Annotated in this window: 12 protein-coding genes; 10 read left to right on the top strand and 2 right to left on the bottom strand. The window is 63.7% G+C overall.

All coding sequences use genetic code 11. The features are described from left to right. Positions 1-55: 55 nt before the first annotated feature. Positions 56-307: a DUF6124 family protein gene (locus tag J1N02_RS16635; RefSeq protein ID WP_027607743.1), complete on the bottom strand. Its 252-nt coding sequence runs from the start codon at positions 305-307 to the stop codon at positions 56-58. Positions 308-750: 443 nt separating this feature from the next. On the opposite strand from J1N02_RS16635, the gene J1N02_RS16630 reads away from it, so the two are divergent. The 10 genes from J1N02_RS16630 to J1N02_RS16585 all read left to right on the top strand — a co-directional run bounded on the left by J1N02_RS16630 (position 751) and on the right by J1N02_RS16585 (position 11,324). Then, positions 751-1,107 carry a DNA-binding protein gene (locus J1N02_RS16630; protein WP_043293782.1) on the top strand — a complete coding sequence of 119 codons (357 nt, stop codon included), beginning with the start codon at positions 751-753 and terminating at the stop codon, positions 1,105-1,107. Positions 1,108-1,282: 175 nt separating this feature from the next. Beyond that, positions 1,283-1,678 carry a DUF2946 domain-containing protein gene (locus J1N02_RS16625; RefSeq protein ID WP_421147499.1) on the top strand — a complete coding sequence of 132 codons (396 nt, stop codon included), beginning with the start codon at positions 1,283-1,285 and terminating at the stop codon, positions 1,676-1,678. Positions 1,679-1,725: 47 nt separating this feature from the next. Continuing rightward, positions 1,726-2,208, top strand: a complete 483-nt coding sequence (locus J1N02_RS16620) for a copper chaperone PCu(A)C (protein ID WP_368963940.1) — start codon at positions 1,726-1,728, stop codon at positions 2,206-2,208. Positions 2,209-2,219: 11 nt separating this feature from the next. Further along, entirely contained in the window at positions 2,220-2,621 is a 402-nt protein-coding gene (locus J1N02_RS16615) for a DUF2946 domain-containing protein (protein ID WP_108573609.1), read from the top strand. A gap of 93 nt (positions 2,622-2,714) precedes the next feature. After that, complete coding sequence (locus tag J1N02_RS16610; RefSeq protein ID WP_027607739.1) at positions 2,715-4,784, top strand: TonB-dependent copper receptor; 2,070 nt, start codon at positions 2,715-2,717, stop codon at positions 4,782-4,784. A gap of 118 nt (positions 4,785-4,902) precedes the next feature. After that, the gene (locus J1N02_RS16605; protein WP_421147498.1) at positions 4,903-6,285 is read left to right on the top strand and encodes a PepSY-associated TM helix domain-containing protein; all 1,383 of its coding nucleotides are present in this window, start codon (positions 4,903-4,905) and stop codon (positions 6,283-6,285) included. 152 nt (positions 6,286-6,437) lie between these two features. Then, positions 6,438-8,546: a TonB-dependent receptor gene (locus J1N02_RS16600; protein WP_421147497.1), complete on the top strand. Its 2,109-nt coding sequence runs from the start codon at positions 6,438-6,440 to the stop codon at positions 8,544-8,546. A 44-nt stretch (positions 8,547-8,590) separates the two neighbouring features. Next, positions 8,591-9,373, top strand: coding sequence for an ABC transporter ATP-binding protein (locus tag J1N02_RS16595; protein ID WP_421147496.1), 783 nt, complete (start codon positions 8,591-8,593; stop codon positions 9,371-9,373). Then, the gene (locus tag J1N02_RS16590; RefSeq protein WP_421147495.1) at positions 9,370-10,317 is read left to right on the top strand and encodes an ABC transporter substrate-binding protein; all 948 of its coding nucleotides are present in this window, start codon (positions 9,370-9,372) and stop codon (positions 10,315-10,317) included. Before J1N02_RS16595 ends, J1N02_RS16590 begins: the two co-directional genes overlap by 4 nt. Beyond that, positions 10,314-11,324, top strand: a complete 1,011-nt coding sequence (locus J1N02_RS16585) for a FecCD family ABC transporter permease (RefSeq protein WP_421147494.1) — start codon at positions 10,314-10,316, stop codon at positions 11,322-11,324. The genes J1N02_RS16590 and J1N02_RS16585 overlap by 4 nt, the downstream gene beginning before the upstream one ends. Before the next feature lie 3 nt (positions 11,325-11,327). Here J1N02_RS16585 and J1N02_RS16580 read toward each other — a convergent pair whose 3' ends face one another. Further along, on the bottom strand, positions 11,328-17,888 hold the full coding sequence (locus tag J1N02_RS16580; RefSeq protein WP_421147493.1) for a hypothetical protein: 6,561 nt from the start codon (positions 17,886-17,888) through the stop codon (positions 11,328-11,330). Positions 17,889-18,108 lie beyond the last annotated feature (220 nt).

The following is an 18,108-nucleotide window of genomic DNA, read 5'->3' as shown; positions in this document are numbered from 1 at the left end:
CTGCCACACGATCATTCCCACACATATGCGCAGGAACGATCGCTCATCGAACTTGTTAACTACTCGCGGCGGTTGCCTGCCCTGCTCCTTCGTGCACCCTGTCAGCGAGCAATTGTGCCAGCTCGATCAACTGCGCAACGCCCAGTAATTCCTCGCGTGGTGCGCCTTCCAGGTTAAAGGCAAGGTCGCAACTCAGCGCGTTGGCCGAGGCAAGTGTTTCGCTGAGGTTGACCAACAGGTCTTCGGTGCTGATGCCATCGGCCACGGTGAACAGCCGGACGGGGGGATTGGGGGTGGGTTTGATCATTGTGAAGCTCCTCAGGAATGTGGAGCTGCCACTGATTCGCCGCGACGCGATAGGGTGGCAGCTGTACGCAGGTTCGCGGACCGGTCCCGAGGCAACCCGGCATACCCAAAGGTATCCCGCGCACAGCCGCCATAGCGCCGCACAGTAGACGATAAAAAAGCATCAACTGAAAGCAGACGATAGCGCTTTTGCTCTTAGGAAGTCGGGCCGCGACGCCCGTCCGCGGCATTTGCAGCGGTGTACGAAGACTAGAGATTGAGTTTCCTACCGGCAACCTCAAAGAGTTGTCGGAAGTTTCTGTGGAACGACCTCATATTCGGGCTGCGCGGCGGATCAAGGAGAATTTACCTACATGCGTAACGGAACCCGCTGACTACCTAGAACCGCATACCCTTGGCGATGATCCTCGACGCTTTGTCCTACGGCGTAAACATGAGGTTCACATGACTAACAAACCCCGTACGCAGCACCTGACTCGACCTGCTGAAAGCACAATTATCGAGCACATAATCGCGAACCCAGAGTTCGCGCACGCGCTAAGCCTTGAGGCCGACGAACTAAAATTGGATGAACCCGAAGTCGCAGCTCGATTAAACCAATGGCTGGAAAAAGCCCAATACCTATCTGACAGAAAGACGACGTTCACAGTTTTCGACGCTGCTGACCATCTCCACACACAAGAAGAGATGGATGCTTTCCTTGAAGCCTGTATCGAAGAAGACCCAGGCGATGGCTCATTGATCAAGGTGGCGCGAGCCGACATTGCCCGCGCGACTCGCAGGCTCAACGCGAAGCAATAGCCACACACAATCCAAAATGTGGGAGGGGCGTTGACTTGAAGATCGGCATCCTCTCGATTCCCCGTCTATCCTCAAACCCAGCACTGCGACACCAAACCACACCACCACTTTTTACTTATCCCCCCCGATCAGGCTAAATACCCGCCTGATCGTTTAACCCTACGGATTGTCCGCCATGGCCCGTCAACGCTTTGCAATTGCCTGGATCGCCTGCCTTGCAGTGCTGTTCAACGCCTTTGCCATGCCAATGGCCAGCGCGACGCAACAATCCAAGGACCCCGTGCAGCAATTGCTGTGGGGCAGTTTCTGTTCGTCCAATGGCGCCAGCCTGAAGACCATTGCCCTGGGCAAGCTGGAGATTCCGGCGCCGCAGCCGGACGATCATTCCACCATGCAGCATTGCTGGTGTTGCTCGGGCTCGGCGCCGTTGGTGGCGTTGCCGGGGCATGTGCCGCAGTTGTATCTCACGCGATTCGAGACGGTACAGCGTCAACCACACACCCCATTGCAAACCCCCACCCCGCGCCAGCAATGGCCGAGCCTTAACCCCCGCGCCTCTCCGACGACCTGATCTTCTTCGCAAGTGAACTGCGTTTAGAACCGTTCTGGAGAACTGCCATGCTTAAATCTTCCCTGCTTCTGGCTGCGTTGCTGCTGCCGGTGTTCAGTGCTGCCAATGCCGAAGACTACAAGGCCGGCAACCTGCTGGTCAGCGATCCCTGGTCCCAGGAATTGCCGCCCAACGCGCCCACCGTCGCCGCGTATTTCGTGATTCATAACACCGGCGCTACCCCGGACCGCCTGCTCAGTGTCGACACACCAGTGGCCGACAAGGCCGAGCTGCATGAGCATGTGATGCAGGGCGACTTGATGAAGATGCAGCAAGTCCCCAGCGTTGCCGTACCGGCCAAGGGTGACTTGACCTTCGCGCCCATGGCGTATCACGTCATGTTGCTGGGCCTCAAGGACCGCAGCCTGCTGGCCGATGGCAAGCAATTCCCGCTGACCCTGACCTTTGAAAAAGCCGGCAAGGTCGAGGTGGAAGTGTCGGTACAGAAAGTACCGCCGATGGCCGGCCACGCGCACAAGCACCCTCAATAGACTGACTCCAGATGGGCGCCCCTCGCGCCAGGCTATCCCCACACCGCCGCGTGAAGCGCGGCAGTTGGATCAGCCTGTTCGCCATGCTGATGATCTTTATCGGTCCGCTGATTTCCCAAGCGATGCCGATGGATCATCACGCCGGTATGTCGATGAACATGTCCATGGACATGCCCGGCGACCACGGCGACGCCCATCACAAGAAAGCCCCTGACGAACACCACGCGCTCTGGTCCAAGTGCGGCTATTGCGACTTGCTCTACAGTTGCCCGGCCCTGCCCGGCAGCGTGTCATTCACGGCCATCGGTACCCCGCCGCCGGCCAATGCCCTTACCCCCGCACCGCGCCTGGGCCATGCCCGGCAGAGCATCTTCCCCGGCGCCCGCAGCCGCGCCCCGCCCATCGCCTCGTAAGCCCCTGCCACCGTTACTTCACCCCGGCCGACTTTAGACAGACAGCCGCAGGCTGCTGGCCGTGTTGTTTACGATTGATTGATGGAATTTGTCATGTCCAGGTTTACTGCTGACTCCCGTTTGGGAAGCACCTCTGTGCTCGCTGCCCTATGCGGCGCCCTGCTCGTTCCCCACGCCCAGGCCGATGAACACGCCGAGCATGAGCTGACGCCCACGGTGATCACCGCCATTGCGCCCAGCTCGCCGCTGACCGTGGTCACCAACCCCAAAGACCCACGCCAACCGGTGCCCGCCAGCGACGGCGGCGACTACCTCAAGACCATCCCCGGCTTCGCCCTGGTACGCAACGGCGGCACCAATGGCGACCCGGTGCTGCGCGGCATGTTCGGCTCGCGCCTGAACATCCTCACCAACGGCAGCATGATGCTCGGCGCCTGCCCCGGCAGGATGGATGCGCCGACCTCCTACATTTCGCCGGAAACCTACGACAAGCTCACCGTGATCAAAGGCCCGCAGACCGTACTCTGGGGCCCCGGTGCTTCAGCCGGCACCATCCTGTTCGAGCGCGAACCGGAACACTTCGGTGAACTCGGCACGCGGCTCAACGCGAGTGTGCTGGCCGGCTCCAACGGGCGCTTCGACAAGGTCATCGATGCCGCCGCCGGTGGGCCGCTGGGCTATGTGCGGGTGATCGGCAACCAGGCCCATGCCGATGACTACAAGGACGGCAACAACGATACCGTCGCCTCGCGCTACGACAAATGGAATGGCGACGTCGCCGTCGGCTTCACCCCGGATGCCGACACCCTGCTGGAGCTCACCGCCGGCCGTGGCGACGGCGAAGCGCGTTACGCCGGGCGCGGCATGGACGGTTCGCAGTTCCTGCGCGAAAGCCTGGGCCTGCGCTTCGAAAAATCGAATATCGGCGAAGTGCTGGATAAGGTCGAAGCCCAGGTCTACTACAACTACGCCGACCACGTGATGGACAACTACAGCCTGCGCACACCCTCAGGCACCGGGATGATGGCCGGGCCCATGGCCTCCAACGTCGACCGCCGCACCCTCGGCGCGCGCATCAAGGCCACCTGGCGCTGGGCCGATGTACAACTGATCAGCGGCCTGGATGCGCAGACCAACGAACACCGCCAACGCAGCAGCATGGGCATCGACACCTACAAGGATTTGCCCAAGGTCAAGGACGCCAACTTCCACAACTACGGCGTGTTCGGCGAACTGACGTGGTACGCCGCCGACCGTGACCGCCTGATCACCGGCGCGCGCCTGGACCGCACCTCGGCCAAGGATTTCCGGCAAACCACCGGCTCCGGGATGAGTGCACGCGCCAACCCGACCGCCGACGACACCCGCGCCGATACGTTGCCCTCGGGTTTTATGCGTTATGAGCACGACCTGGCCGACAGCCCGACCACCCTCTATGCCGGCCTGGGCCACTCGGAGCGCTTCCCGGATTACTGGGAGCTGTTCTCGCCCAACACCGGCGCAGTCGGCTCGGTCAACGCCTTCGACGGCGTGAAGCCGGAGAAAACCACCCAGCTCGACGTCGGCGCGCAGTACAAAGCCGACAACCTCGAAGCCTGGGCCTCGGGCTACGTCGGCCAGGTGCGTGACTTCATCCTGTTCGACTACCGGGCGGGGATGATGGGCACCACCTCCCAGGCGCGCAATGTGGACGCGCGCATCATGGGAGGTGAACTCGGCGCGGCCTACAAACTGACGCAGAACTGGAAAGCCGATGCCACCCTCGCCTACGCCTGGGGCAAGAACAGCAGCGACGGCAAGGCCCTGCCGCAAATGCCACCGTTGGATGCACGCTTCGGCCTGACCTACAGCGAAGACGACTGGAGTGCCGGCGCGTTGTGGCGGGTAGTGGCGGCGCAGAACCGCATCGACCAGAACAAGGGCAATGTGGTCGGCAAGGACTACGACAAGAGCGGCGGTTTTGGCGTGTTCTCGGTCAATGGCGCCTATCGCATCAACAAGAATTTCAAGGTCAGCACCGGCGTCGACAACCTGTTCGGCAAAGCCTACGCCGAGCACCTGAACCTGGCCGGCAACGCCGGGTTCGGCTACCCGGCCAACGACCCGCAGGCCATCAAGGAGCCGGGGCGCACCCTGTGGACCAAGGTTGACATGAGCTTCTAAAAGCATCGCGGGCAAGCCCCCTCCCACAGTTGGAATGCATTCCACATGTGGGAGGGGGCTTGCCCCCGATAGCAGTCTGACCAACGACAAAAAATTCAAGCTTTGCGGAGCATCCCTGATGACCACTCAAAAAGTTTCCTTCTACAACCTGGCCTGGCGCTGGCACTTCTACGCCGGCCTCTTCGTCGCCCCTTTCATGGTGCTGCTGGCCCTGACCGGCATCATCTACCTGTTCAAACCCCAGCTCGATCCGCTGATGTACAGCGACCTGCTCAAGGTGCAAAGCGCCGAGCACGCCTTGAGCGCCGACGAACAGTTGCAACGCGCCCAGGCGGCCTTTCCCCAGGGCAAGATCAGCAAGTACCTGCCACCCGCCGACGCCACCAGCAGCGCGCAGTTCGTGATGCACGACGGCGGGCGCGAAGTGACAGTGTTCGTCGACCCCTATCGTGGCACCGTACTCGGTGAGCAGGATGCGAAAAACAACCTGCAAGCCATCGCCCGCGCCCTGCACGGCGAGCTGATGATCGGCACCGTCGGCGATCGACTGGTGGAGCTCGCCGCCGGTTGGGGCGTGATGCTGGTGGTGTCCGGCCTGTACCTGTGGTGGCCGCGCGGCAAAACGTCGGCCGGGGTGTTATGGCCGCGTTTCACGAGCCGTGGCCGCGTGTTCTGGCGTGACCTGCATGCCGTCGCCGGCTTCTGGGGCGCGGCGTTTCTGCTGGTGATGCTGCTCAGCGGCATGACCTGGACCGGCTTCTGGGGCAAGCAATACGCAGACCTCTGGAACACCTTCCCGGCGGCGATGTGGAACAACGTGCCGCAGTCCGATCAGCAGGCGCGGGTGCTCAATACCGCAACGCAACAGACCGTGCCCTGGGCCATGGAAAACACGCCGATGCCGATGTCCGGCGACCATGCCGAACACATGAACCACGGCGCCATGCACGCTGCTCCCGCCGCGCCCACGGTGCGCCTGCAACAGGTGGTGGACCTGGCCACGGCACGCAAGGTCGAGCCCGGCTACAGCATCACTTTTCCCACCACCGCCGAAGGCGTGTTCACCGTCGCGGTGTTCGCCGACGACCCGCGCAACGACGCCACCCTGCATGTGGACCAGTACACCGGCAAAGTCCTCGCCGATGTGCGCTGGGCGCACTACAACACCGTGGCGCGGGCCACCGAGACCGGCGTGATGCTGCACGAGGGCAAGATGTTCGGCTGGGTGAACCAGCTGATCGTGCTGCTGATCTGCCTGATGATCCTGCTCAGCGCGGTGAGTGGCGTGGTGATCTGGTGGAAGCGTCGGCCCCAGGGCGGCCTGGGAGTTCCGCCGTTGCGTCATGACCTGCCGAAGTGGAAAACCGCGATGGTGATCATGCTCGGGCTGGCGCTCCTGTTCCCGCTGGTGGGCGCCTCGTTGATCGCGGTCTGGGCGCTGGATCGCCTGGTGTTTTCACGGTTGTTCAGCCAACGTGAATCCACCTCAGGTTCGCTATGAAGTAGGCGAGATGCCCTACATAGAGGCGTTAGGTAGTCTTACGCGGGCTTTCGCCAAAGACGCAGGAAGTGTTAACTTATAACACTTACTGCATACCTCAGCTCGCCGCGCCCAGCGGCGAGCACCGCCTCGAAGAAGCGATTTTCCGCCCAATGAACAAGTACCTAGTGTCCGGCCTGTGCCTGCTCGCCCTGCATGACAGCGCCCAGGCCCTGACCCTGCCCGCCAGCCCGGTGACCGCAGCGGCCGTGGATGACCAACACGTCGACCTGAACACACCGACCACCGCAGGCTCGCGCCTGAATCTCAGCGCGCTGCAAACCCCGGGCAGTGTCGAAAGCCAGACCGGCACGCAGATCCGCGCACGTGGCGACGCCAGCGTGCAGGACGCCATTTCCCGTGCCACCGGCATCAGCCGCACCGGCACACCGGGCGATGGCGGCACCTCGCTGGCGGCCCGTGGCTTTACCGGCCAGGGCTCGGTGATGCAACTGTACGACGGCACCCGCATGTACATGGGCATGGGCACCTCGACCTTCCCGGTGGACACCTGGGCGGTGGAACGCGTAGACGTTTTGCGCGGCCCGGCCTCGGTGCTGTACGGCGAAGGCGCCACCGGTGCGGTGATCAATACCGTGCCGAAAAAACCCTTCGAAGGCGAGATCGAAAACCACCTCCGCCTCGGCTACGGCGCCTACGATCGCCAGCAACAAGCCCTGGACAGCGGCGGCTCGCTGACCGACACCCTGAGCTATCGCCTGAACCTCAACCGCCTGCGCAGCCACGGCTTTATCGACCATGGCGACTCCAGCAGCGACTTCGTCAGCGGCGCCCTGCGCTGGCAGGCGGCGGACAACCTGAGCTTCACCCTGGCCAGCGACTACGGCGACCAGCGCCCGCAGAACTACTTCGGCACGCCGCTGATCAATGGCCAGTTGCACAAGGGCCTGCGCGACAAGAACTACAACGTCAGCAACGACACCCAGCACTACAACGACCAGTGGACGCGCCTGACCAGCGAGTGGCAGATCACTGACAACGTCAGCGCCACCAATGAACTGTTCTACCTGAAGAACCAGCGCCGCTGGCAGAACGCCGAGAACTACAACGTCACCAACGGGCAACTGACCCGCAGCGGCAACTTCGGCATCAAGCACAACCAGGAACAGGTCGGCGATCGCCAGACCTTCACCTTCAAGCACAGCCTGTTCGGCCTCGACAGCCAGACCGTGACGGGCGTGGAATACAACCGCATCCGTTTCCGCCTGGCCAGCAACTCACCGTTCAACGACGTACTGCCCGGCGGCCAGCCGGTGGATATCAACGATCCGGCGCCCGCTCGGTTCGACAGCCAGAACCCGTTCAAACCGCTGTTCGCCACCACCACCAAAACGGTCGCCGGTTTCGCCGAAAACCGCCTGCAACTCACCGACCAACTGGCGCTGGTCACCGGCATCCGCCGCGACTATGCCCACGTCGAGCGCGATGATTTGCGTGACGCCAGCCAAAGCGACAAGACCCTCACCGGTAATAACTGGAAGGCCGGCCTGGTCTACGCAATCACCCCCGACACCTCGGTCTACGGCCAGTACGCCACCAGCACCGACGGGGTCGGCGGCCTGATTTCCCTGAGCCCTGGCCAGCAGCAGTTCGACCTCTCCACCGCCAGGCAAACCGAGATCGGCCTCAAGCAGGCCTTCTGGGATCAACGCGGCGAATGGACAGTGGCGGCCTACCATATCGTCAAGAAGAAACTGCTCACCGACGTCCCCGGCAACCCGGACCTCAAGCAGCAAGTCGGCCAGCAATCCTCCAGCGGCCTGGAAGCCAGCCTCGACCTGCAACTGCCGCACGCCTGGGCGCTGCAAGCCAACGCAGCCGTCGTGCGGGCGCAGTACGACGACTTCAAACAGGCTGTCGACGGCGTACAAGTGTCCCGCGACGGCAATCGCCCGGTGGACGTGCCACGCCGCACCGCCAACCTGTGGCTGAGCAAGGCCCTGAGCGACGACATCCGCGCCGGTGCCGGGGTGCGCTATGTCGATGCACGGTATGCCGACATGGCCAACCAGAACGAGCTGCCGAGCTACACCGTGGTCGATGCCACGCTGTCGTGGAAGGCGATGCGCAACACCACCCTGGGCCTGCAACTGAACAACCTGTTCGACCGCACCTACGCGGTCAGCCAGTACAACGACGGCCAGCAATGGATCCTCGGTGAACCGCGCTCGTTCTTCGTCACGGCGGACTACACCTTCTAACTGACCCAAACACCGTTGGATCCCTGCAGGCCTTGAGAGACTTGATGACTTCACTCACCCTCACCCGCATCAACTGGGCCCCGGCGAACCACAGCCAACACCCGTTCCAACTGCGTGACGCAGGCCTTCACGTCGCTGCGGGGGAGTTCGTCGGGCTGATCGGCCCCAATGGCAGCGGCAAGACCAGCCTGTTGCGCTGCGCCTATCGGTTCACCCAGCCGGAGCGCGGCGACGTATTGCTCGCCCACCGGAACCTGTGGAAGCAAGGCGCCAAGTGGTGTGCGCAACGTATCGCCGTGGTGTTGCAGGAGTTCCCGGATGCCTTTGGCCTGCGAGTCGATGAAGTGGTCGCCATGGGCCGCACGCCCCACAAGGGCCTGTTCGACAGCGACACCCTGGAGGATCGGCAGCTGGTGCAACAGGCGCTGGTATCGGTGGGCATGCAGGGCTTTGAAGCGCATGCCTTCGCCACCCTCTCGGGCGGTGAAAAACAGCGCGTCATCCTCGCCCGCGCCCTGGCCCAGCAACCGCAATTACTGATCCTCGACGAACCGACCAACCACCTCGATCCACGCTACCAGTTTGAGCTGTTGAGGCTGGTCAAGCGCCTGGGTATCGGCACCCTGGCCAGCATCCACGACCTCAACCTGGCCGCCGCTTTTTGTGATCGGCTCTACGTGATCGACCACGGGCGCATCGTCGCCAGCGGCACGCCTCACCAGGTGCTGACCACTGAACTGCTGCGCGATGTGTTCGGCGTCGAGGCGCTGATCGACACTCATCCCCTGGCCGACCATCCCCGCATCACCTGGATAACCCAACCATGATCCTGCGCGCCTTCGCCCTTGTGGCCCTGCTGTTCGGTGCTTCACCAGCCTTCGCTGAAGCCACCCATTACCCGGTCACCGTCAAAAGCTGCAACCGCGACGTGACCTTCCGGGAGGCGCCGAAGCATGCGGTGAGCCATGACATCAACATGACCCAGATGATGCTCGCCCTGGGCCTCAAACCGCGGATGGCCGGCTATAGCGGCATCACCGGCTGGAAGTCGGTCACCCCGGATATGGCCCGGACTCTCGATGGCCTGCCGGAACTGGCGAGCAAGTACCCGTCAGTGGAAACCCTGCTCAATGCCAATGTGGATTTCTTCTTTGCCGGCTGGGACTACGGCATGCGCGTGGGCGGCGACCTGACGCCGAACACCCTGCAGCCGCTGGGGATCAACGTGTACGAGCTGACCGAGTCGTGTGCCTTCGTGATGAAGCGCCCGGCCGCGACCCTGGACGACACCTATAACGACCTGCGCAACCTGGGCAGGATCTTCGACGTGCAGGACCGCGCCAATGCCTTGATCGCGCAGATGCAGGCACAGGTCGCCGAGGTGCAGACAGACCTGCCCGCCGATAAGCCGCGCGTGTTCCTCTACGACAGCGGTGAAGACCGCGCCATGACCTCCGGCCGCCTCGGTATGCCCCAGGCGCTGATTGATGCGGCCGGCGGGCGCAACATCCTCGATGACGTCGACGCCAGTTGGACCCGCATCAACTGGGAGACCGTGGTCGAGCGCAATCCACAGGTGATCGTGATCGTCGACTACAGCGAAGTCACCGCCGATCAAAAACAGCAGTTCCTGCTCAACAACCCGGCGCTGCAAGGGGTGGACGCGATCAGGAACCAGCGCTTTATCGTGATCCCGTATGTACAAGCCACGCCGGGCATCGATAACGTGCTGGCGGTGGAAACCCTGGCCAAGGGGTTCCACGGCGAATGATCACCCGTCGTTACCCCCTGCTGCTTGCCGCCCTGGGCGCATTGCTGCTGGTGTCCTGCGTGATATCCCTGGGCTTCGGCCCGGCGCGGGTACCGGCGGACGTGGTGTGGCGCATCCTGCTGTACAAGGTCTTCGGCATCGGCGAAGTGAGTTGGGCGGCCGGGCAGGCACCTATCGTCTGGCTGATCCGCGTGCCGCGCATGCTGCTGGGGGCGTTGGTGGGGGCCGGGCTGGCGTTGATCGGTGCGGTGTTGCAGGCGGTCACGCGTAATCCGCTGGCCGATCCGCACCTGCTGGGTGTCACTTCCGGCGCGACCCTGGGCGCGGTGATCGTGGTGCTGCATGTAGGCGAGATCATCGGCCTGCTGACCTTGCCCATCGCCGCCTTTATCGGCGCCCTGTCGAGCATGATCGTGGTGCTCGCGGTAGCCAGTCGCAATGGCCGGCTGGAGAGTGATCGCCTGTTGCTGTGCGGTGTGGCAGTGTCGTTCGTGATGATGGCGGCGGCCAATCTGCTGCTGTTCATGGGCGACCATCGCGCCGCCTCGGCGGTGATGTTCTGGATGCTCGGCGGCCTCGGCCTGGCACGCTGGGAACTGCTGGCGATTCCGGGCGCCAGCGTAGTGCTCGGGCTGCTGGTGCTGGTGGGCATGGCCCGCCCGTTGAACGCGCTGATGGCCGGCGAACAGACCGCCGTGACCCTTGGCCTGAACGCCCGCAATGTACGGCTGAAGGTGTTCCTGGTCGCCTCGTTGATGACCGGCGTGCTGGTGTCCATCAGCGGCTCCATCGGCTTTGTCGGGCTGATGGTGCCGCACATCGCCCGGCGCCTGGTGGGCGCCGAGCATCGTCGCTTGCTGCCGGTGTGTGCATTGCTGGGCAGCCTGTTCCTGGTCTGGGTCGATGTGGCGGCGCGCACCTTGATCGCCCCCGAAGACCTGCCGATCGGCGTGGCCACGGCGGCGATCGGCGGCCTGTTCTTCATCGGCCTGATGCGCAAGCGCTGACGTTTACAGCTCGTCGCGGTCGCGCAGGCTCAGCGGTTCGTCGACCTCGGGCACGGCGACTTCCAGGCCATTGGAGCGCTCCACTTGCTGCTCGGACAGTAGCCCCTCGTTCATCCAGAAGTCGTCCTTGTCCAGCACAAACAGCTTGCCGGTCCTGGCCACGCCCTTCAGGAACACGGTGGGATACACGTCGGGACCGCCCACCAGGACCCGGCTTTCCTGCGCCGAATAACTGGGCAGGTACTTCAACAACGCCCCGGCCTGGCTCGACAGATACAGACCCGGCGACGGCCGCGACAGCCCGCGCAACACCCTGATGAAATAGCTCAGGAAGGTCGGCGCCACGAAATGACGCGTCAGGGCGATATCTTTCGGCGCCCGGCTGTCGGTGGCCGGCATGCTGTTGTAGAGCAGATGGACACCCGCAACCGCATATGGCTGCGGAAAGTCCGGCAGGGGCGCTGGCGGCACCGCCGGTTGTACAGGGCCCAGCGGCCCGCTGTAGAACAGGCGCAGAATCAGCGACTGGTCGGCCCCGGCCGCTACCGGCAAGGTGGCCAGGAACGACGTGCCCGCCGCGTTGGCAAGTATCGCCGAGAGGTACTGTTTGCCCTGATACGGCGAAAGCTGGCGCCGGAGATAGCGCGCGGCATCATCCCCATCGGAAAAAACCGGACCGCAGGCCGCACGCCAAGGCGGCACAAACACCTCATCGACACCGGGCTTCCAGAACGTATCGACACGATTGCGCGTGGTCCAGACCTCGCCTCGGACCAGCGTATCCAGGACCCCTTTGTCGAGCAGGCGATGGACGTAACTGAGCAGGGTCATCCGGCCCGCGCGCAACTGCTGCCGTGTTTCAAGCAGCGTGCCCCACGAATCCAGCTGCGCATCCGTGCCCAGGTATTGATACCTGAGCAGGGCACCATCCGCGCATGACAGGTAAAACGTGAGTTGCTTGCCCCTGATTCCGTGAATCGAGAAGCGGATGCCGATGTCCATGTCCGTGGGCGAAAAAAATGCCTGGTGCAGCGAATCGGTGGCCGGCGTGACGCTGTCGCTGCTGGCACACAGGTAGAAGCCTTCCAGCCCATAGCCCTGGGGGAAAAGACCGTCGGGAAAGACTTGCGCAAAGTCACGATAACTCTGGCGCACCAGCGGCATGCTGACCATGTAGTGCCCGTTTTTCTGCGATTTGAACACGTAGCCGAACTGCAGGTGTTCGCCATGCCGACGATGCTGATGGGCATACCGCACCGCGTCCTGCTCCTGGGTGAACAGCGGGCTGAACGCCGGGTCTGCCAGTGCGTTCCGGATCGCCAATGGCGCGGGGCGGTCGCTATTGACGATGAAGGCGCCAAGGATCCGGCGTGGCGTGCCCCACGTCGGGCTGCCCTCCACCACCCGCAAGACACCCGCATTGGCCAAGCGCGTGACAAATTCGCCAGGCGCCAGCGCGGCGTTGCGAATCTGACGTTCGAGCAGGTTTTCCAGGCGATCGCGTCGTGTCTCGTCGAGGGGCAAAAGCTGTTTTCTCAGCGCTTCCTCCAGCGCGGAGTGGCTGCGTGTGTAGCTCACCACACAGCCATCGGAACCCAGCAGGTACTCGCGGTTCAGGCGTGCGTCCTGGCCTGCGAGGGCCGAAGAAATCACGCGGGTGGACAGCATGTTGCGATAGAGGCCGGCCTGCGCCAGTTCGAGTACGAAGGGCAACTCCCGGGCCGGGCTGGAGCGGTAACGTGCAACCACCGTATGGGCCGCCGGGAAGCCACCGGTACTGACCACCTCATCCGGGAAAATCCACTTGGGGTCGAAGTCTTCCTGGGGCACCTTGAGCGGTTCGGTGGCGACAAACAGGCCATCGGGACGCTGCAGAATCAACCCGCCCAGCAGACCATTGCCCTGCAGCAGCGAACGGACGTGCCGGGCCGCATCGTCCTGGGAATGAAAGGCCGGGCCCAGGCGACGGCGGATGAAGTTGGCGTAGGGGCGCCAGGCCACGCCACCCTGGCCTACCGCTCCCCGGCGGTCCCAGCACTGGCTGGTGTAGAGCACCCGCAGGTCCGCAGGCTGGGCGACCTGTGACACATAGCGCTGGACGTCCAGCGTCCCGTTGTGCAGGTTCATCCCGGCGATGATCACGCCCGTGCCGTCGGTGGCCTCCTTGAGCAGGGAGGATGCCGGAGGTTGGTAGCGCAACAAGGCGCCATCGTGTGTCGACACATACACCGGCAGTATCGCAGTGGCTGCCGGGCGCGGCAGATGCCGGGCATCCTGTTCGGCGCGCAGCAGCACCTCGGGGGTGATGAAGAACCGTGCCAGCCAGGCCTCGGGGGTGGGCAATCCCGCCGGCACCCATTGCTGCGAAAACAGCAGGCCGGCCAGCTCGAACCCCTTGGCGAATTCGCCACCGGCCAGATAACCGACGCCCCTGGAGGAGTCACTCAACCAACGCCCGCCGGAGGTGATCGCCAGCAGTTCACTGACCACAAACTCATCGCGCTGCGGATGCTTGAGGATGTACGCCGTGCAGCGTTGCGCATCCAGGTTCCTGCCGTACCAGCGCACATGGGCATTGAGTGCCGCGGCATCGAGACTGTCGAAGATCGCGCCGAACGCCGGTGCCTGCAGATCGACTTCGGCGTAGTCGAAGTTGGGCGTCCAGTCGTTGTAGACCCGGCCGCGCGGCCCCCACAACGCGCTGCGCACCAGCACGCTCAAGGTGCCGGCATCGGCCAGCCGGGCGACGATGTCCACCGGCTTGAGCCGGCCGCTCTCCAACCGCTCGAAATAGCCATGCTGGCCTGCTTCGCGCCGGGTATTGCTCAGTACCAGCAGCTCATTGGCCGAGCCACTGGGGCGATAGCTGATCAGGTTATTCGGCGAACCGCTCAGATAGGCCGGCAGCCGCGACTCGATCACCGAACGGATCTCCACATCGGAGAACAGCGTGGCGTTGACTTCCAGATCGGCCAGCGTCCAGCCAAGACGCCGCTGGCGTTCCAGGTCAGCCACGGATAACGCGGTATGCGAACTGTAGCGCGCATACAGCTGATGGCCCGCAGGCGGCACCAGATAAGCACTGCCGTTGGCAGGGCGCAGCAGGTCGGAGGCGAAGCCGTCGCCGGAAATGGCCACCGGCTCAGTGAATACAAATCGCCCATCGTCCCGCTTGAGGACATACCCGGCATAGGCATTGCTGCGGCGAACGCCGATGCGTTCATGGGCATGCCGCGCGGCGTCGTCCGCGGTCAGGAACATCCCGCTCAAGGGCAGCGCGCCTGAACCGAGCGGCAAGTGCTCGCTGTCATACAACGGCCCGAGGGTGTTCCACAGGCCGCCTTGCTGGACCACCGACAACGCGCCCGCGCGAATCACTCGGCGCACGAAGTCCCGCGGCGACAACGTGCCGTCGAGCAAGGCCGCTTCATTGCCGTTGTCGGTCACGGTTTGGCCGTCGACGACAAACAGCTCGTTGGCAGACGAGGCACTCGGCACCTGCCAGTGCAGCAAAGCGTTATCAGCGGTGCGCAGATACAGCTTGAGACCAAGCTCAGCGAGCTGGATACCGGTGCTGGCGATCGCTTGCCTCATGGCGTCCACCAGCAACGGCGGCGTAGCAAACCGCTTGTACAGCCACGCCTCCTTGGGCGGAAGGCGCTCCGGCGCCTGGGCCGGCTGGGCGTGGTAGAGGCCCACCAGGCGATAATTCGGCACCAGCCTTGGCTCACCGCGGTCCCCCACGGGAAACAGACTGTCCAGGGTCGTCCCCAACGGCGCCGGCAACGTAGCGATGTAATTCGAGGTGGTACGGTGTTTCAGCACCACGCCCACCGCCGCCTGCCCCAGCAAGTCGACGCTGCTCAGGGCGACCAGCACCGCGCTGTGCCCCATCGACAGCAGCGGGGTAAAAAACGGCAGGTCCTGCACCGAGGTGACAGGGCTGCCCAGGGTCCAGCCGTGCAGCACACGCCCCCGCACCCCACCCCAGACCTTGCTGCCCACCACGACCCGCAGGTCCCCGGCCTGCGCCAGGTTCCACACCGCCCCCTCGAACGCGGTGAGAGGCTGCGCCGGCTCGATCCCCGTCAACTGCCGCAACAGGGATTGTTCGGCCTGGGAACCGCTGCTCGTGTACTTGAGCAATGCGCCGTCAGGACCGGACAGATAATGCACCGGGGTGAAATCACGGTGGGACAGGGCAAACACCTGATCGGCATTCGAGAAGAAGCTGCCGGTCAGCGCAACCTGGTCCGGGTTGAAGCCCGGGTTGTAGCGCTCCACCTCGCCAGGCTCGGCCGGATAGGAACGGTAGAAGCCCTGGCATTCATAAGAGGGCGGAGCAATGAACCGGGCGCGATCATCCGTGCCCAGGAGGGTGAGGAAGTCGAACCGCACGCCGGTGCTGACTTGCGGCTCGGTGGCAAAGAAATGCCCGCCAGGCTTTTTCAGGATGACTCCACCGAACTCACGCTCGCGTCGCGTCCCGATACGCCGGTGAGCCCACAGTGCCGCATCATCCGCAGACACAAACGCCGGGCTCAAGGCCGGCAGGGAAGCCACGGCGGTCGCGGCGCTCGGCAGGGACGGCGCAGCGGCAAACGCTCGCCAGTGCCGGTCAATGGCGCCAGGCGGCCCCCATAGCGCATTGCCCAGGACCACCCGCAGGCGACTGACCCCAGCCAACTTGCGCACGCCTTCGGCAGGCGCATAGGTACCGTCCGCCAGGTCTCTGGCAATCAGGCTGCCGCCCGGCGCCGGCGCGAACAATCGCGTGAATGCGGCCTGGTCCGCCCCTTCCGGCTCCAGCACAAGCAGGCTGTCTGCAGCGCCGGAGAGGTAGCCCGGCACGCGCAGTTGATGAATCCTGTGGGCCTCGACGTCAGTAAAGCCCTGGAAGTAGACACTGGCATCGTCGCGGGTCCACTTCGTCTTGAAGTCGGCATCGAGGTTCTCCCATGACAACGCCATGTGCGAGCCGAACCAGGCGTGCAGTTGATAACCACCGGGCAACGCCAACTGTTTGCTGTAAGCGTCCCACGGATAGAACCCCTGGAACCCATAAGGGTTGGTGCCCGCCTGCAGCAATTGCGTCAGTACAAAGTGCTGGTCGGGGTGCTTCAGAATCAGCGCCACATAGGCGCGGTCACGGCGCTCGCCCACCTGCGCATGGGCAAACTGTGCGGCCTTGTCGGCCGACGAAAACGCCTGGCCGAGGCTGGCCTGCTTGAACGGGAAGCGTGCATAGGGCGTCCAGTTGTTCTCGACCACGCCTTCCACGTCCCACAGCGGGCTGGTCTGTTCGACGCTCAACTCACCGGCTTCGGCCACCTGTTTCACAAACTGGCGCGGGGTCAGGGTTCCCGCCGCGAGGGCCAGGTCAAGGCCGGGCTCATCGGTGGTGAACAATCGCGTTTCCGCCGGTGAGCCGCTGAACCGGTAGCGCAGCAAGGCATTGTCCTTGGTGCGCAGGTACAGCGAGATGCCCAGCACGGAGGGCGCCGTATGCATGTAGCGGCGGGCCTTGGCGATGTAGGCCGCCAGCTCTCGCGGGCTGAAGAACTGCTGGTACAGCCACGGCTCCACCGTCGGAAACTGCGCCGGCACCGGCCGCGACAGATAGAAGAAACCCTGCAGGTGAAAGCCCTCCGGCAAGGGTGGCCCGCCCGCCAGCAAAGGCAGGTGGTTGTCGGCGGGCAACTGCTCGGCACTGCTGAGTACGAAGGGCTGGGTGGCGGCGAATTCATCGCGCAGCTCATGCTTGAGCAGCAGGGCCATCTGGCTGACATTGGGCATCCGCCGCATGCGCGCCTGCACGGCGTTGAGCGCCTGTGTGACCTCGGGATACACCGCCCCGCAGGCGATGGTGGGCTGGCCGCTGTTCAATGGCAGATAGGGCCGCCAGCGCTGATCGATGACACCGGGCACCCCGCCCCAGTCATCGCTGGCGACCAGCAACGACAGGCGGCCTACCGACGCCACTTTTTTTATAAAGCCTTCGAGCGTGCCATCGTGACCATCGGCGGGCACGGCTGTACTGACGTCGTCGATCCAGTCGACAAACTTGCGCTCGGCCTCGGAAAAACCCGGCTGGTACTTGAGCAATACGCCCTGGGGGCCCGACAAGTAGGCGGTGCCGAACGCACGCCCTTCGTAGTGGTTGAAGACCACATCGCGGGTGGAAAAAAAGCTGTTGAAGATACGCACCTGGCGGTCCCGATAACCGGGATTGAGGGCCTTGAGCTGGGCAAACTGGTCAGGGTGAGAATGCACCCCGCCCACCAGTTTGTAGCCCGCGGGATCGAGGAACTCGTTCTGCGCCCCGCGCTCCAGCAACAGCGAAAAGTCGAACGTCGCCGCCTTGCCGGGAATCGGCTCGGTGGCAAACACTTTGCTATCGGCCAGGCGCTGGAGAATGACACTGCCGTACTCGCGGTCGCGCTTGTCGCCAATGCGCTCGTGCACATAGCGTGCAGCATCGTCGGCACTGATAAACCCAGGGCTGAGGGTATATCGAAGGCCCCTCGCTGCCGCGCGCTCCTCTCTGGATAAATGCTCTTGCATGACACTCCCTTGATCATGTTCGTCGTCGGTGCCCATGGGCACCGGGCTCGCACAACGCTTGCCATGCAGAAGCGTCCTCGCTTGAACCGCCAGCAGGGCGCTGCATAGTTATCGAGGCCCCCGGCACTCTTTAGGCGCATCCCCTGCACCGCCAACGCCCGCACGCTCCGCATTGGTGCGCCAACGCCAGGCACCGGGCTCCAGCCCCCGCAAAACCGGG

This window comes from Pseudomonas sp. NFX5 (assembly GCF_049132125.1).
Taxonomy (GTDB): Bacteria; Pseudomonadota; Gammaproteobacteria; order Pseudomonadales; family Pseudomonadaceae; genus Aquipseudomonas; species Aquipseudomonas marginalis.
The sequence above is the reverse complement of the archived record's forward strand: the minus strand, read 5'-3'. Positions and strand labels throughout refer to the sequence as shown.

Excerpts from the sequence above, each read along its gene's own strand:
- J1N02_RS16625 (WP_421147499.1), top strand. The coding sequence starts at position 1,283 with ATGGCCCGTCAACGCTTTGCAATTGCCTGGATCGCCTGCCTTGCAGTG.
- J1N02_RS16620 (WP_368963940.1), top strand. The coding sequence starts at position 1,726 with ATGCTTAAATCTTCCCTGCTTCTGGCTGCGTTGCTGCTGCCGGTGTTC.
- J1N02_RS16590 (WP_421147495.1), top strand. The coding sequence starts at position 9,370 with ATGATCCTGCGCGCCTTCGCCCTTGTGGCCCTGCTGTTCGGTGCTTCA.
- J1N02_RS16630 (WP_043293782.1), top strand. The coding sequence starts at position 751 with ATGACTAACAAACCCCGTACGCAGCACCTGACTCGACCTGCTGAAAGC.
- J1N02_RS16600 (WP_421147497.1), top strand. The coding sequence starts at position 6,438 with ATGAACAAGTACCTAGTGTCCGGCCTGTGCCTGCTCGCCCTGCATGAC.
- J1N02_RS16635 (WP_027607743.1), bottom strand. The coding sequence starts at position 307 with ATGATCAAACCCACCCCCAATCCCCCCGTCCGGCTGTTCACCGTGGCC.
- J1N02_RS16605 (WP_421147498.1), top strand. The coding sequence starts at position 4,903 with ATGACCACTCAAAAAGTTTCCTTCTACAACCTGGCCTGGCGCTGGCAC.
- J1N02_RS16595 (WP_421147496.1), top strand. The coding sequence starts at position 8,591 with ATGACTTCACTCACCCTCACCCGCATCAACTGGGCCCCGGCGAACCAC.
- J1N02_RS16580 (WP_421147493.1), bottom strand. The coding sequence starts at position 17,888 with ATGCAAGAGCATTTATCCAGAGAGGAGCGCGCGGCAGCGAGGGGCCTT.
- J1N02_RS16585 (WP_421147494.1), top strand. The coding sequence starts at position 10,314 with ATGATCACCCGTCGTTACCCCCTGCTGCTTGCCGCCCTGGGCGCATTG.
- J1N02_RS16610 (WP_027607739.1), top strand. The coding sequence starts at position 2,715 with ATGTCCAGGTTTACTGCTGACTCCCGTTTGGGAAGCACCTCTGTGCTC.
- J1N02_RS16615 (WP_108573609.1), top strand. The coding sequence starts at position 2,220 with ATGGGCGCCCCTCGCGCCAGGCTATCCCCACACCGCCGCGTGAAGCGC.